This is a genomic window from Providencia sp. PROV061, from assembly GCF_011045655.1.
GTDB lineage: Bacteria > Pseudomonadota > Gammaproteobacteria > Enterobacterales > Enterobacteriaceae > Providencia > Providencia hangzhouensis.
Genome location: NZ_CP042861.1, coordinates 771,956 through 788,422, shown reverse-complemented (window position 1 = coordinate 788,422; position 16,467 = coordinate 771,956). Strand labels below are relative to the sequence as shown.

Sequence of the window (16,467 nt, the reverse complement as noted above, 5' to 3'; positions counted from 1 at the left end):
ACGCTGCCATCTTATTTGGCTTTTTCTTGCTTTGATTTATCAGGTAAAAAACCTTCAAAAATGACAAGTGCCGCACCAATACATATCGCCATATCCGCTAGGTTAAATGTCGGCCAATGCCAATTACCAACGTAAAAATCAAGGTAATCGATAACGAAGCCATGGACTAAACGGTCACTTAAATTACCGATAGCACCGCCAATAATCAATGCATAAGCAATATTTGATAGGCGTTTTTGTGCACTTTGGCGATACATCATAACCATCAAGATTACAGATATCCCAATTGCAATACCTGCAAAGAACCAACGTTGCCAACCACCTTCATCAGCCAAGAAACTAAATGCCGCTCCGAAATTTTGTGCGTACATTATGTTGAAAAATGGCATTATCGGGTGTGGCTCGTACAGATTTAGATCACTAAGCACTAATTGCTTAATGCCTAAATCCGCAACGATGATCACAATGGTCAACCATAACCAACGCAAACCGGTAGAACAAATTGGCGTCTTCATTAAGCAAACTTACGCGTTTCGCCGTTACCGGCTACGTTAGTGACACAGCGACCACAAATTTCTGGTTGCTCGCTCGAAGAACCGATATCACTTGCATAATGCCAGCAACGAGGGCATTTTTCACCCGCCGCTTTACTGAAAGCAATTTTTAGGCCTTTCAATTCGCTTTCTTGCGCATCTGCTGGAGCCGTTGCAATATCAGCGACATGGGCTTGTGATGTCAGTAAAACAAAGCGTAATTCATCACCAAGGCTTTGTAGTTTTTCAGCCAGAGCTTTATCGGCATACAAAGTCACAGCGGCTTCTAATGAGCCCCCGATAAGCTTATCAGTACGCGCTTGTTCTAACACCTTATTCACTTCACCACGAACCGCTAACAACTCAGCCCAGAAGCTGTTGTTCATTTCATTTGATTCATCTAAACCAAATAAGCCGTCATACCACTCTTCGGTAAGAACAAATTGAGCGCGTTTTCCTGGTAACTCATTCCAAATTTCATCAGAAGTAAACGACAGAACCGGAGCCATCCAACGCACTAATGCTTCAACAATGTGGAATAACGCAGTCTGGCAGCTACGGCGCGCTAAGCTATCACTTTTCGCGGTGTATTGACGGTCTTTGATGATATCCAGATAGAATGACCCCATTTCAATGGAGCAGAAATGCATTAATCTTTGGATAACAGATAAGAAATCGTACTCATCATAAGCTTTGGCTATCTCTTGCTGAGCTTCTAAAGCACGGCTCACCGCCCAGCGGTCTAAAACCACCATATCTTCTGGTTTCACCATGTCGGTTTCAGGATTAAAACCATTTAAGTTAGCCAGTAAGAAACGTGCAGTATTACGAATACGGCGGTATGAGTCAGCCGCGCGTTTTAAAATTTCATCTGAAACCGCGATTTCGCCAGTGTAATCCGTTGATGCAACCCATAAACGTAAGATATCTGCACCCAGTTTATTCATGACATCTTGAGGGCTCACTGTGTTGCCTAAAGATTTAGACATTTTGCGGCCTTGGCCATCAACAGTGAAGCCATGTGTCAATACTTGGCGATAAGGTGCTTTGCCTTTCATTGCAGTTGATAACATCAATGATGACATAAACCAGCCGCGGTGTTGATCTGACCCTTCAAGGTACATATCCGCTGAATTACCATGGAATTCAGGACGTGCGTCCACAACCGCAAAGTGCGTTGAACCTGAGTCAAACCATACGTCTAAGGTATCAGGTACTTTACGATATGTTTCGGCTTCATCACCCAACAGCTCTGCTGGGTCAAGATCCCACCATGCTTGGATGCCATCCACTTCAACACGCTTAGCCACTTCTTCCATTAATTCTAATGTACGAGGGTGTAACTCTTCAGTGTCTTTATGAACAAACAACGACATTGGGGTACCCCAAGTACGTTGACGAGAAATACACCAGTCTGGGCGGTTTTCAACCATTGATTCAATACGTGCGCGCCCCCAACCCGGGATCCATTGAACAATATCAATTTCTTTCAGCGATTGTTCACGTAAACCGTTTTTATCCATACCGATAAACCACTGTGGCGTAGCACGGAAGATAACTGGAGTCTTATGGCGCCAGCAGCATGGATAGCTGTGTTGAATCGCTTGTTTGTATAGTAATGCGCCTTTTTCGTTCAATAATTCAACGATAAGGTCATTAGCTTTAAAAATAAACACGCCATCTAATGTTGGGTAAGTATTTGGTAAGAAGCAACCATCTGGCCCTACAGGGTTCGCTGTTTCTAAGCCATATTTCTGACCAACCACATAGTCTTCGGGACCGTGGCCTGGTGCAGTATGAACAGCACCAGTACCCGCGTCTAATGTCACATGGTCACCCAAAATTGCAGGCACATCAAAGCCCATAAATGGATGATTGAAACGTAAAAGTTCAAGTGCAGAACCCTCACACTCCCCTAGAACTGCCCACGCTTCAACCCCTATCGTTTTCATTACCTCTTCGACAAGGTCAGCAGCTAAAATGAGTAACTCACCATTTGCTTCGATTAAATCATATTTAAACTCAGGGTTTAAAGAAATCGCACGGTTAGCTGGCAAAGTCCAAGGCGTTGTTGTCCAGATGACTAACGAAGGTGTTTTTTCGCTAACAATGCCAAATTTTTCGCACACCGCTTTGCCATCTACGGCTGGGAAGCGAACGTAGATAGATGGCGAGGTTTTATCATAATATTCAACTTCAGCTTCCGCTAATGAAGAACCGCAAGCAGTACACCAGTGAACAGGTTTTGCCCCCTTCACTAAATGGCCATTTGCAATGGTTTTAGCCAATGCTCGGATAATATGAGCTTCGGTTTTAAAATCCATTGTTAGATAAGGTTTATCCCACTCACCTAAAACACCAAGACGCATGAAATCAGCTTTTTGGCCTTCAATTTGCTCTTTAGCGTATTGACGGCATTGTGCACGAAATTCAGCAGCGGAAACTTTTTCCCCTGGCTTACCGACGATTTGTTCAACTTTATGTTCAATCGGTAATCCATGGCAGTCCCAACCTGGGATGTATGGAGAATCATAGCCCGCCAACCCTTTGGACTTAATAATAATATCTTTGAGAATTTTGTTAACTGAGTGACCAATATGAATACTGCCGTTAGCATACGGAGGACCATCGTGCAGAATAAAGGTTTTCTTGCCCGATTTTGCTTTACGGATTGCCTGATACAAACCTTCTTTGTACCAGCGCTCTAACATCTGTGGTTCGCGTTTAGCGAGATCGCCACGCATTGGGAACCCTGTTTCCGGTAGATTCAGGGTATTTTTATAGTCACTCATCGATTCTCAGTTCCAATTTTCCGCTAAATTATCTGATTCCTATTGCAGTAAGATACTCTCTCGCTGCAATTACATCATTAGCAATTTGCTCCTTAAGCGCTTCCAACGAAGCAAACCGCTGCTCATCACGTAATTTCTTACGTAACACTACATCGATATGACGCCCATATAAATCCATATTTGCATCAATCAGATGAACTTCTAACTGTGTTCCTTTTCCAGATACAGTCGGACGTGTGCCAATATTTGCCACACCCGGTAAAGGCTTATCACCTAAACCGTAAACTTCTACAGCATATACACCAGTTACTGGTGTGACTAAACGTTTTAACGGTAGGTTTGCCGTTGGAAAACCTATTGTTCTACCAAGTTGGTTACCATGAACCACTCGCCCGCTAATACGATAAGAGTGCCCTAACAGGCTTTCTGCTAATTCGAGATTATTTTCTTGAATAGCTTTTCGTATCGCTGTACTGCTGATACGGAGCCCTGAATCACAAAAGCTTTCTGTATCTGCAACTTCAAAACCAAATTCACTACCCGCTTGTTGTAAAAAAGCAAAGTCCCCCATGCGATTTTTCCCAAAGCGGAAATCATCACCTATAGCGAGGTACTTTACACCAAGCTTACTGACAAGTAAGTCAGAAACAAACTCAGCAGGTGTTAATGACGCAAAGTGCTGGTTAAATTCAACACATAAGAGGTAATCAATACCACTATCTGCAAGGTATTTAACTTTGTCTCGCAAACGCGTCAAACGCGCTGGCGCTTTGTCACCAATAAAAAATTCAAGGGGCTGTGGCTCAAATATCATCACGACAGTTGGCAACCCTAACTGCGCACCCTTAAGTTTCAAATTTTGAAGTAAAACCTGATGCCCACGATGAACACCATCAAAATTACCGATAGTCAGCACGCAACCATGGTGGCACGCCCGGATATTCTGTATACCGCGAATTAGCTCCATAACAGGCTCAATACCGAGGAAATTGCAGGATTATACCTTGTACGACGCATAAGGTTAACCTTAGTTCGCAAAAGGTTTCATTAAACCCTATTTTTTTGATCTCTACACGATTTTTTCCGCACTATTTTTATGCAATTAGTGGGTTATTACGCTCCCAAGCAGAGCTATTGGATTCGAATATCAAAAACTTTGGGGTAACCAATGGATTATCAATACAACAAATTTGTTCCAAGGTCTCTAAAAATATTATATTTTTATGTTTTACACTTCAATGGTTATAACCAAACGATTAAAAAGAACAAAAAGCAACCACAACATGTTTAATTTTCATACTACCCACTGATTGACAGACTAAAAAGTATTTTTACCCTTAGTTCTTTTTAAATTTCTGCCATCAATTATGCATTTTTTCACGCTAAGATCTGTATTCTTCTTATATTTGCTGATAGAATCTTGCACCATTCACAACGCATGAGCATCGAAGTACACGATGTTTATTTGCACAAATCCATTGACAAATGAAGGGCGAAAGGGCATATTCCTCGACCTTTGAATTGTCCTCAATAGAATACATTTGGGAGTTGGACCTTGGCTAATATCAAATCAGCTAAGAAACGTGCCGTTCAGTCAGAGAAACGTCGCCAGCATAACGCTAGCCGTCGCTCTATGGTACGTACTTTTATCAAGAAAGTTTACCTTGCTATCGCTGCAGGCGATAAAGAAGCTGCTCAGAAAGCATTCAATGACATGCAACCTATTGTTGATCGCCATGCTACTAAAGGCCTGATCCACAAAAATAAAGCAGCACGTCATAAAGCTAACTTAGTTGCTCAAATCAAAGCAATGTAATTTTGCTTCTTGATTAGCTTAAAAAAACCGGCTTATGCCGGTTTTTTATTTGTTACTATTTTTTATCTAAGCTATCAAGCGGAACTGAAAATAAATCTGAGAAATCTTTATTACACACTCGCTGCACGGCTGGGTGCTGGATCATTCTTTCTGCAAAAATAACGTAGTACTCTTCTTTTACGCTTTCTAAACGGCCTAACTCTACAATATCTTCGCCACCTAAAAGGTCAGGTGTATACTGCGATGGAGCAACAAAAATCGCGTTATAATGCATGCCAAATGCTTTCATAAGCGCTGCGTCATCAAACTCACCTAACACTTCTACTTGCAGGTTTTTATTTCGTATCCAAGCTAAGATATGCCTACCTAACAAATATCGCCGCCCTGGAATCAATAAGCGACGTTCCTCTAAACATTCAGGAAATGGCTTTTTAGGGATCGGCTGACGACAAAAGAAACTCATATTACACTCGCCCAACTTCACCGAGAACAAACCTTCTTGCTGTGATGAGTCCACAGGGCAGTCAGACAAAATCATATCTAATTTATGTTGGCTAAGCTGTTCTAATAGCAATTCATGCGTTGATTCAAAACAACGTAAATGAATTTGTTCATGCTCAACAACCGTAGTCTCTAATATTTTACTAACTAGCTGTTTTGAGAGCGTGTCTGCAACCCCAACATCAAACAATAAATTAGATTCACGGCTGTAATTGACGATATCTAGCATTTCTTGGCTAAGCATGAACATTTTATCTGCATAGCGAAAAATTAATTGCCCAAGCTCAGATGGCACCAAACCTCGCCCCTGCCTTTTGAATAACTTTCCACCTAATCGCTCTTCCAATGCTTTTATTTGCCCTGTAATTGTCTGAGGAGTCAGGTAAAGCGCTTCTGCTGCTCCGACGACAGAGCCTTCTTTACATACATGCCAGAAGTAGTAAAGATGGTTAAAATTAAGATGTGAAACCCGCATATCGATTCCTTCGGTACCGTCACTAGCTATGTAACCGCTATTGACCATACACATTTACCCGCAGCTCATACTTTTCAGAGCCTTTAAAATGAATACCGTAGTGTATTAAAAAACACACTACGGTATATCATAGATTATTAGTTCGGAAATTCTTACTAATAATTTGCAAAATTACACAATAAGCTTGTACTAGGTTAGTTCTTTTTGTTTCGGTAACACTACTCTTAACATAAAGTAACCTAAAAATGCAGCTAACGTAGAACCAATCAAGATTCCTAGGCGTGAATAGGTACTATACACCTCATCCAACCCATCAAATGCGAGGCCGGTTATAAAAATAGACATAGTAAAACCGATCCCACACAGTACAGAAACGGCAAAAACTTGTTTTAAATTAATCGACTCTGGCAATTTTGCAAACCCAAGTTTTACCGAAATCCAACTAAACAGAAAAATCCCAATTGGCTTACCCAAAATTAGCCCCGCAGCGACTCCTAATGGCAGTGGGCTCAACAAACCTTCAAAAGTCACACCTTGAAGTTGCACACCCGAATTAGCAAACGCAAAAATAGGTAGAATTAAGTAAACAACCCATGGATGTAAAACGTGTTCCAATTCTTCTGAAGGCTTGGTCTGGTTAGTACCATGTAAAGGGATCAAGAAGCCAACAATGACCCCTGCTAATGTGGCATGCACTCCAGATTTCAAAATGCACACCCATAATATTAACCCAATAACTAAGTAAGCCGCTGTATTCTCTACTCTACGCCAATTCATCATACAGAGAATGGCAATACACAGTGCTGACAGCCCCAATGCAACCAAGGAAACAGAACTTGTATAGAAAAAGGCAATAATCACAATAACACCAAGGTCATCAATAATAGCTAATGCTAATAAGAACACCTTAAGTTCTGTTGGTACTCGCTTACCTAATAAGGCCATCACACCTAGCGCGAAAGCAATGTCTGTAGCGGCAGGTATTGCCCAACCTTGCTGGGTAACTGCATCTCCACCATTAAATAATAGGTAAATTAATGCTGGAGCAATCATCCCTCCTAAGGCTGCGATTGCTGGAAATATCGCTTTATCACGTCCTGCAAGGGATCCTTCTAATAATTCGCGCTTTACTTCAAGGCCGACCACCAAAAAGAAAATCGCCATTAGGAAGTCATTAATCCATAATATCAGCGGTTTATCTAAACCAAACTCTGATATTTTAATGGATACAGGAATATCTAAAAATTGCTGATAAGCCCCTTGTAATGGTGAGTTAGCCATTATTAAAGCGACTATGGCAGCAATAATCAGAAGTAAGCCCCCTGCTGCTTCTAACCTTAAAAATTTACGAATAATTGCTGTCATATAGTTAACCCCAATGTTTTTTTGAATGTTAATACTATGCTAATTATTAATTCGTAAAAAATCGTTTATTTATCGCTTAACACTCGGAATTACCGATTTATTTGGGTTAGAGATCACGGCAAATGAGAAAAAAACGTTAATTTTACTATAGACAACTTTTATAAAAACAAATAATAAATTTTGTGATAAACAGACTTTATAAATTCAACTTTTCTAGTACATCAAAATTTATCCCTTTTATTTACACAAGAAAAACTTGCCTGTTTCTTTTTTCGATACCTTTTGTAAAAACGATAAATATGGAAGACTATTTACAAAATATTTGCCAAACGTTTCGCAAAACAATGTGTTTAGATTGCTAATAAAATACTAATGATTACAATTTAACGATGACAACTTACGTATTACTTTCTGTGCTGTTTGCAGCTTTTTGCCATGCAAGCTGGAACGCTATAGTTAAATTTGGTAATGACCGTTTTTTCGGCCTAGTCATGATTTCTGTTTTTTCTGGTGCCTTAGCGATACCAGCAATACTTTGGTTAGGCCTACCATCACCAGAAGCTATCCATTGGTTAGCGTTATCGGTACTGTTTCATATTGGCTATACCTATTTTTTAAGTCAGGCTTATACACATGGCGATTTAAGCCAAATTTACCCAATATCACGTGGTTCTGCGCCATTAATGACAGCAGTACTAGGTGCTTTGCTATTTAATGAGCTAATTCCACTAATGGGTCTTATTGGTGTTTTGTGCATTATTAGTGGCGTAGTGCTCATTGCTTTTGCAGGTAAAAAATTCACATTGAATATTAAGGGAAAAGCACTAGTTTTTGCCTTATCAACCGCCTTCTTTACGGCTTGCTATACCCTATCCGATGGCTATGGCGCCAGAGCAAGTGAAGACCCTGTCGTGTACACGCTTTGGCTGTTTCTTTTAAATGGAATTGTGTTAGCTGTACCTGGCCTTATCAAATATCGTGGTACCCTACTTGTTGGAATTCAACAATACTGGCGTTCAGGGTTGCTAGGTGGGTTAATGCAACTCATTAGCTATGGCATTGCCATATGGGCGATGAGCCAAGCACCGATTGTCATGGTCGCCGCAGTTAGAGAAACTAGCGTACTCTTTGCCATGTTTTTATCCATTGCTTTTCTTAAAGAAAAATTCAACGTCATGCGAGTCATTGCCTGTGTTGTTATTGTTTTTGGTGTTTTATTAGCAAAATTAAGTCATTAATAAAATTGTTATTATTTGAATGTTTGGTTATCAAGCAACTAATTTAGCTTTATTCAAAATCGTATTATTGCTTTTTATTTACCCATAATTGTTATATTTTCTCACCAGATATGAGGCCAAAATGTCGCTTTTAAAATCTTTACTGGCTATTTCCATTATTAGTGCTTCTTTTCCTAGTTTTTCAGCTATCCCCGCGGACACCATAATCGTAGATGGAACCATCTTAACAATGGATGCTAAAAAACAGGTTATTGACCATGGCACGGTTGTCATCAAAGGCAATAAAATTATTGCGGTTGGTGGCCCTGAACTTGCTCAAAATTATCAAGCACCTAATGTCCTGAATGTTAATGGCGATATTGTCATGCCAGGGCTAATTAACACTCACACACATGCATCTATGACCGTGTTTCGTTCCTTAGCTGATGATGTGCCAGACCGTTTACACCGTTATATTTTCCCATTAGAAAATAAAATGGTTTCCCGTGAAATGGTACGAGTTGGGGCCAACCTTGCGAATATTGAAATGATTAAAGGTGGAGTCACAACTTACGTTGATATGTATTACTTTGAAGATGAAGTGGCTAAAACCGTTGATAAAATTGGACTAAGAGCGATTCTTGGGGAATCAGTGATTCAATTTCCCGTCGCTGATGCAAAAAATGCAGATGAAGGTATCGATTATGCAGTCAACTTTATCAATCAATACAAAGATCACCCACGTATCACCCCTGCTTTTGCGCCTCATGCGCCTTATACCAATACAACAGAGCATTTACAGAAAATAGCAAAATTATCTCAAGAACTTAATGTTCCAGTAATGATCCATCTGGCGGAAACTGACCGTGAACAAGAAGAGATAGCCAAACGTACAGGAGGGAAAAGCCCTGTACAATATATGGCTGACATTGGTGCACTGAATAATAAAGTTATTGCAGCACACGCCATTATGGTTGATGAAAAGGATATGGATCTACTCAAGCAGTATGATGTCGGCGTTGCGCATAATATCAGTGCGAATACTAAGTCTGCTAAAGGTGTTGCCCCTGTGACAACCATGCTGGAAAAAGGGATCCGCGTTGGTTTGGGAACGGATGGACCAATGTCGAGTAATACGCTAACGACGTTAAATGAGCTAAATTTAGTCGGTAAAATTCACAAACTAGCCAATAAAGATAGAGCAGCGATGCCACCAATCACTGTTGTTGAGATGGCGACCATGGGCTCTGCGCAGGTATTACATATGGAAGACAAACTCGGCTCTCTCGAAGCAGGGAAATTAGCTGATATCATTGTTATTGATACCAAATCACCAAATATGGTTCCTATGTATAGCCCCTATGCCGCATTAGTCTATGGCGCAAATGGAGCCAATGTTCGCCATACTATTGTTGATGGCAAAGTATTAATGCAAGACCGTAAAATACTGACTGCTGATGAAAATACAATTATCAAAGAAGCTCAAGATTTTGCCAGTAAAGTCCGCGAAACTGTGGTTGCTAGTGGTGAAGTCGTAAAATAAGATAAAAAAATGGCTGACTTGGCAATATGCTCAGTCAGCCATTCTAACTTTTCCAATTATTAACTAATTATTTATTAGTTAAATCATCAAAGAATTTCTTAACGCCATCTAAAAAGCTTTTAGAGCGCGGGCTGTTCTTCTCACCACTCTTTCCACCTAGTGATTCACCAAACTCTTTGAGCAACTCTTTTTGTTTCTCATTGAGTTTAACGGGGGTTTCAACAACAATGTGGCACATTAAATCACCTTGCAGACCACCACGTACCGATTTCACACCTTTTCCTTTCATACGGAAAATTTTACCGGTTTGGGTTTCTGCTGGGATTTTCAGTTTTACACGGCCATCAAGGGTTGGTACTTCAATTTCGCCCCCCAGTGCTGCATCAGCAAAGTTAATTGGAACCTCACAGTGCAGGTTATTACCATCACGCTCAAAAATATTATGAGGCAATACATGAACCTGAACGAATAAATCTCCTGCTGGTGCCCCGTTTTCTCCGGCCTCACCTTCTCCTGACAAGCGAACACGGTCACCTGTATCTACACCTGCTGGAATTTTAACTGACAGTGTTTTATATCTTTCAACACGGCCATGGCCATGACATTTGTTGCATGGATCTTTGATAACTTTACCGCGACCATGACACGTTGGACAAGGCTGTTGTACAGAGAAAAAGCCTTGGCGCATATGGACTTGGCCCATACCGTGACAGGTTGAGCACGTATCCGCACTAGTTCCTGGTTTCGCACCATTACCATGACAAACGTCACAGGTTTCCAAGGTTGGAATACGGATTTCTTTGGTCACTCCACGGACAGCCTCTTCGAGAGTCAGTTCCATGTTGTACTGTAGATCAGAACCACGGCTTGGGCGCTGCTGTCTGCGGCCGCCTCCAAAAATATCACCGAAGACGTCACCAAAGATATCACTAAAGTCCGCACCACCGAAGCCACCGCCTCCGCCCATTCCACCTTGCTCAAACGCAGCATGACCATACTGGTCATAAGCCGCACGTTTTTGCTCGTCAGAAAGAACTTCGTAAGCTTCTTTGATCTCTTTAAATTTATCTTCTGAATCTTTATCACCCTGATTACGGTCAGGGTGATGCTTCATCGCTAAGCGCTTATAAGCACGCTTAATATCTTTATCCGATGCATTTCTTTCGAGGCCTAATACCTCATAAAAATCTCTTTTTGCCATTTAATTTTACCCTTAACATGCGGAACGGGCGTAGAGTTGCCTCGACGCCCGTATCCGGTATCAGTAACCATTAACTATCATTTGCTATAGCTACTGCGCCCGCTAAGGGCATTATTTTTTGTCTTTGTCGTTAACTTCTTCAAATTCAGCATCAACAACATCATCATCTTTTTTCGCTTCTGCGCCTGCGCCAGCTGCACCGCCCGCTTGAGCTTGTTGCTGTGCGATTTCCAGAAGTTTTGCAGATGCCGTGACTAAAGCTTGGATTTTCGCTTCAATATCCGCTTTGTCTTCACCTTTTGCTGCTGCTTCTAATTCAGAAGTTGCTTTTTCGATATTCGCTTTATCTTCAGCTGGTAATTTATCACCGGCTTCTTCGATTTGTTTACGAGTACCGTGAACTAATTGGTCAGCTTGGTTACGAACCTGAACTAGCTCTTCAAATTTACGGTCAGCTTCAGCGTTTGCTTCTGCATCACGTACCATTTTTTCGATTTCCTCATCATTCAGACCTGAAGAAGCCTTAATGGTGATGTTTTGCTCACGTCCACTATTTTTGTCTTTAGCAGAAACATGCAAGATACCATCCGCATCGATATCAAAAGTCACTTCGATTTGTGGCATACCACGTGGTGCAGGTTGAATACCATCTAAGTTAAACTGCCCCAGTGATTTGTTGTCACTTGCGCGTTTACGCTCACCTTGCAGAACATGAATAGTTACCGCTGCTTGGTTATCTTCAGCTGTTGAGAACACTTGGCTATGTTTAGTTGGGATAGTGGTATTCTTCGCAATTAACGAAGTCATCACGCCACCCATGGTTTCGATACCTAAAGACAGAGGAGTTACGTCAAGTAACAGAACGTCTTTAACATCACCCGCTAAAACACCACCTTGAACTGCCGCACCCATTGCAACTGCTTCATCTGGGTTAACGTCTTTACGTGGTTCTTTACCAAAGAAATCAGCAACAACTTTTTGAACCATTGGCATACGTGTTTGACCACCAACTAAGATAACATCGTTGATTTCGCTCACGCTTAAGCCTGCGTCTTGCAGAGCAACTTTAACTGGCTCCATAGAACGCTTAACTAAATCTTCTACCAGTGACTCTAATTTCGCACGAGTCACTTTGATATTCATGTGTTTAGGACCTGTTGCATCTGCTGTAATATACGGCAGGTTAACATCTGTTTGTTGTGCAGAAGACAGCTCAATTTTCGCTTTTTCTGCAGCTTCTTTCAGACGTTGCATTGCTAACGGGTCGTTACGCAGGTCAACACCTTGTTCTTTCTTAAATTCTTCAACTAAGTAGTTGATTAAACGTGTATCAAAGTCTTCACCACCTAAGTGTGTGTCACCATTGGTAGCCAGAACTTCATACGTTTTTTCGCCATCAACTTCATCGATTTCGATGATTGATAAGTCGAATGTACCGCCACCTAAGTCATAAACCGCGATAGTACGGTTACCAACTTCTCTGTCTAAGCCGTATGCTAATGCAGCTGCTGTTGGTTCGTTAATGATACGTTTTACTTCTAAACCAGCAATACGGCCAGCATCTTTAGTCGCTTGACGCTGAGCATCGTTAAAGTAAGCAGGCACAGTAATAACTGCTTCTGTTACTGGCTCACCTAAATAGTCTTCTGCTGTTTTCTTCATTTTTTTCAGAACTTCAGCTGAAACTTGTGGTGGAGCCATTTTTTGGCCTTTCACATCTAACCAAGCATCGCCGTTATCAGCCGCAATGATTTTATATGGCATGATAGAAACGTCGCGCTGAACTTCTTCGTCTTGGAAACGACGACCAATCAAACGTTTAATTGCAAATAAAGTATTTTCTGGGTTAGTCACAGCCTGACGTTTCGCTGGCTGACCAACTAAAATTTCACCATCTTGAGTGTACGCAATGATGGAAGGAGTAGTTCTATCACCTTCGCTGTTCTCCAGAACACGAGCTGTAGTACCATCCATAATTGCAACGCATGAGTTAGTTGTACCCAAGTCGATACCAATGATTTTACCCATCTAAAACGCCTCCAAAGGAATTCTTTTCACTATGATTTCGATATCAATCTATATGAGGCTCAATATTTCATTTTCAAGGGAGTTTTCACTCTGAGCCTAAATTATTTTTCAATACGCAATAATTTGGATTGATATCAGTTGATGCTTTTAAGATGGGGTCACAAATTCATTCATCAAGGGGGAGAATCAAAAAAATTTGCATTTATTGCAAAAAAACCTGTCTTGTGATCATGGTTTAAACAATTAAAACTGCGTATGATGCGCCGCCGCTGTCACTTTGGCAAAACCTTTTTGTTTTTTATCTATTTGAATTTTTTATATTTTACCAGAGGTTATATGCAGTCTAGCTCTCTTGCAAATCCAGGCCCACTTGGTTTACTAGGCTTTGGTATGACAACCATCCTGCTGAATATTCATAATGCAGGTTTTTTCCCTCTTTCATCCGTTATTTTAAGTATGGGCATTTTTTATGGTGGTATTGCTCAATTTATTGCAGGTCTGATTGAATACAAAAAAGGCAATACATTCGGTGCAACTGCATTTACCTCTTACGGTATGTTTTGGATTGCATTAGTGGGGTTATTATTTTTGCCTTCAATGGGATTAGCCGAAGCAACTTCACCTGAGTTTTTAGGTGTTTTCCTCGCTATTTGGGGAATTTTTACCTTTTTCATGTTTTTAGGAACCTTCAAAGCTAATTTTGTTTTGCAATTTGTCTTTGGTAGCTTAACTGTATTATTCGCTTTATTAGCGATTGGCAATATTACGGGAAATGCAGCATTACTAAAATTTGCTGGTTTTGAAGGAATTATCTGTGGCGCTAGCGCATTTTATTTAGCGGTCGCAGAAATATTAAATGAGCAATATGGCAAAACGGTATTACCGATTGGCCAACGTGGTTAAATTTAACTAACGTATGTGATTTTATGCATTAAATATTATTAATCAGGTGAGCTAAGCCTCACCTGATTACATCGCAAACTATTCAGGACGAATTGCGGATTTAGGCCTAAATGCCTTCACAACCGAAGGGTCTGTTTCTACATATGGGCCATCAAGCAATTGAATACAATAAGGAACACTGGCAAAAATACCAGAAACTACCACATTCCCTTCTTTGTCTTTTAAACCTTCCAGAGTTTCCGCGATCGCTTTAGGCTGCCCAGGTAAATTTAAAATCAAAGCCTGGTTGCGTATTACCCCTACTTGGCGTGACAGTATCGCAGTAGGGACGAACTTTAGGCTAATTTGGCGCATTTGTTCGCCAAAACCTGGCATTTCACGGTCTGCAATCGCAAGGGTTGCATCAGGCGTGACATCACGGCGAGCAGGTCCTGTGCCGCCTGTGGTTAGGACTAAATGGCAAGCAAACTCATCCACCAGCTCACATAATGTTTGCTCTATCATGATTTGCTCATCAGGGATCAGGCGAGTTTCGATACGAAAAGGGGTTGTCAACGTTTTCGCTAACCACTCTTCTAATGCGGGAATGCCTTTGTCTTCATAAATACCACTCGAAGCACGATCAGAAACGGAAACCAGACCTATGCGCAATTCATCCATACAAACCTCAAAGAAATTATTCAATCAAAAACTGTTCACTTAATAATAAACAGGGGCAATATCATACCATGATGAACGATTGCATAAAGCGCCCTTGATTTTATATCTTGAAATTGAGAACTAACTCAATGAAAAATAGGTATAAAAAAACCCAACCAACTGGCTGGGTTTGAAAGAAAAAACGAAACAAATTACAGTAAATCTGCAATCATTTTTTCCAGTTTTTCTTGGTCTACTGCAAACTTACGGATACCGTCAGACAGTTTATCAACCGCCATTGGGTCTTGGTTGTGCTGCCAATAGAACTCTGCTTCAGTCAACTTAGCGCCTGGCTCTTTAGTTTTACCTGTATCAGTCAGTTTACGTACTAATTCACCTTGTGATTCAGACAGCTCTTTTAATAAGCCTGGAGAGATAGTTAAACGGTCACAACCTGCTAGTTCAATGATTTCGCCCACGTTACGGAAGCTTGCGCCCATAACCACAGTTTTATAACCGTGAGCTTTGTAGTAGTTGTAGATTTCAGTAACAGAAACCACACCTGGGTCTTCATGTGGTGCGAATTCTTTCTTATCTGTATTCGCTTTGTACCAGTCAAGAATACGGCCCACAAATGGAGAAATCAGGTATACACCCGCTTCCGCACAAGCACGAGCTTGAGCAAAAGAGAATAATAAAGTCAGGTTACAGTTAATGCCTTCTTTTTCCAGTTTCTCTGCAGCACGGATACCCTGCCAAGTTGAAGCCAGTTTGATCAGAATACGGTCATTGCTGATGCCTGCATCGTTATACATTTTGATTAAGTGACGCGCTTTAGCAATACAAGCTTCTTCATCATAAGACAGGCGCGCATCAACTTCAGTAGAAATACGACCCGGAACTAATTTCAGAATTTCCAGACCGATATTAACAGCCAGCTTGTCACAAGCATCAACAATTTGTTGCTCGCGATTATTGCTTTGCTTACGAGCCCATTCTACCGCTTCATCAATTAATTTACGGTACTCAGGAATTTGTGCAGCATTTAAGATCAGCGAGGGATTTGTGGTCGCGTCTTGTGGTTTGTAAAGCTTCATCGCTTCGATGTCGCCAGTATCAGCAACAACAGTTGTCAGACTACGTAATGAGGTTAGTTTATCGGTCATTTCTTTAATCTCGTTGTTATACCCGTCATATTCCAAGTTGTAGCAGTGGTTAGCTACCTACAATTCTTGCGACTCTTGTGGTGTAGGCTAACAAACTGCAACTTGAATTACTTTGCGTATTATAAAGGAATTGTGGCTATCGCCGCACCGTCTACAGATAATATCATGCATCCATATTGCTGCAAGCAAGTAAATCTAGTCAAAAGCAACTATTTGATTGGCAATCGATTTCGCTAGCCAATTAGAAACTGAATCCTTTTAGCTAGTTATATTGTGCTATCATTGTAA

At 40.9% G+C, this 16,467-nt stretch carries 13 protein-coding genes; 4 read left to right on the top strand and 9 right to left on the bottom strand.

Annotated features, from left to right (window positions below; all coding sequences use genetic code 11):
* Window positions 1-11: 11 nt before the first annotated feature.
* Genes lspA through ribF form a run of 3 tightly spaced genes read right to left on the bottom strand, consistent with a single transcriptional unit; the run spans window position 12 to window position 4,292 of the window.
* Window positions 12-515 (bottom strand): signal peptidase II, encoded by a 504-nt coding sequence (gene lspA, locus FVA72_RS03490; protein WP_110592417.1) that lies wholly within the window; start codon window positions 513-515, stop codon window positions 12-14.
* Window positions 515-3,325, bottom strand: coding sequence for an isoleucine--tRNA ligase (gene ileS / locus FVA72_RS03485; RefSeq protein WP_110592418.1), 2,811 nt, complete (start codon window positions 3,323-3,325; stop codon window positions 515-517). The genes lspA and ileS overlap by 1 nt, the downstream gene beginning before the upstream one ends.
* A gap of 28 nt (window positions 3,326-3,353) precedes the next feature.
* Window positions 3,354-4,292, bottom strand: a complete 939-nt coding sequence (gene ribF, locus FVA72_RS03480; protein WP_096864532.1) for a bifunctional riboflavin kinase/FAD synthetase — start codon at window positions 4,290-4,292, stop codon at window positions 3,354-3,356.
* 588 nt (window positions 4,293-4,880) lie between these two features.
* Here ribF and rpsT point away from each other — a divergent pair.
* On the top strand, window positions 4,881-5,141 hold the full coding sequence (rpsT, locus tag FVA72_RS03475) for a 30S ribosomal protein S20 (protein WP_004914688.1): 261 nt from the start codon (window positions 4,881-4,883) through the stop codon (window positions 5,139-5,141).
* Window positions 5,142-5,196: 55 nt separating this feature from the next.
* Here the strand turns inward: rpsT and nhaR are convergent, their stop codons facing one another.
* Window positions 5,197-6,117 carry a transcriptional activator NhaR gene (nhaR, locus tag FVA72_RS03470; protein WP_004914690.1) on the bottom strand — a complete coding sequence of 307 codons (921 nt, stop codon included), beginning with the start codon at window positions 6,115-6,117 and terminating at the stop codon, window positions 5,197-5,199.
* A gap of 189 nt (window positions 6,118-6,306) precedes the next feature.
* Complete coding sequence (nhaA, locus tag FVA72_RS03465; RefSeq protein ID WP_004905642.1) at window positions 6,307-7,482, bottom strand: Na+/H+ antiporter NhaA; 1,176 nt, start codon at window positions 7,480-7,482, stop codon at window positions 6,307-6,309.
* 389 nt (window positions 7,483-7,871) lie between these two features.
* Here nhaA and FVA72_RS03460 point away from each other — a divergent pair, with 389 nt between their 5' ends.
* Complete coding sequence (locus tag FVA72_RS03460; protein ID WP_094961932.1) at window positions 7,872-8,720, top strand: EamA family transporter; 849 nt, start codon at window positions 7,872-7,874, stop codon at window positions 8,718-8,720.
* A 121-nt stretch (window positions 8,721-8,841) separates the two neighbouring features.
* The gene (locus tag FVA72_RS03455; protein WP_110592419.1) at window positions 8,842-10,242 is read left to right on the top strand and encodes an amidohydrolase; all 1,401 of its coding nucleotides are present in this window, start codon (window positions 8,842-8,844) and stop codon (window positions 10,240-10,242) included.
* A 67-nt stretch (window positions 10,243-10,309) separates the two neighbouring features.
* On the opposite strand, the gene dnaJ is transcribed toward FVA72_RS03455, so the two are convergent.
* Both dnaJ and dnaK read right to left on the bottom strand, forming a co-directional pair.
* Entirely contained in the window at window positions 10,310-11,443 is a 1,134-nt protein-coding gene (gene dnaJ, locus FVA72_RS03450) for a molecular chaperone DnaJ (RefSeq protein WP_110592420.1), read from the bottom strand.
* Window positions 11,444-11,554: 111 nt separating this feature from the next.
* Window positions 11,555-13,471 carry a molecular chaperone DnaK gene (gene dnaK, locus FVA72_RS03445; protein WP_004905650.1) on the bottom strand — a complete coding sequence of 639 codons (1,917 nt, stop codon included), beginning with the start codon at window positions 13,469-13,471 and terminating at the stop codon, window positions 11,555-11,557.
* A 336-nt stretch (window positions 13,472-13,807) separates the two neighbouring features.
* Between dnaK and satP the strand changes: the two genes are divergently transcribed.
* The gene (gene satP, locus FVA72_RS03440; RefSeq protein ID WP_004905651.1) at window positions 13,808-14,374 is read left to right on the top strand and encodes an acetate uptake transporter; all 567 of its coding nucleotides are present in this window, start codon (window positions 13,808-13,810) and stop codon (window positions 14,372-14,374) included.
* Window positions 14,375-14,452: 78 nt separating this feature from the next.
* Here satP and mog read toward each other — a convergent pair whose 3' ends face one another.
* Entirely contained in the window at window positions 14,453-15,034 is a 582-nt protein-coding gene (gene mog / locus FVA72_RS03435) for a molybdopterin adenylyltransferase (protein WP_110592421.1), read from the bottom strand.
* A gap of 191 nt (window positions 15,035-15,225) precedes the next feature.
* Window positions 15,226-16,179, bottom strand: a complete 954-nt coding sequence (tal, locus tag FVA72_RS03430) for a transaldolase (protein ID WP_036958561.1) — start codon at window positions 16,177-16,179, stop codon at window positions 15,226-15,228.
* Between the last annotated feature and the right edge of the window lie 288 nt (window positions 16,180-16,467).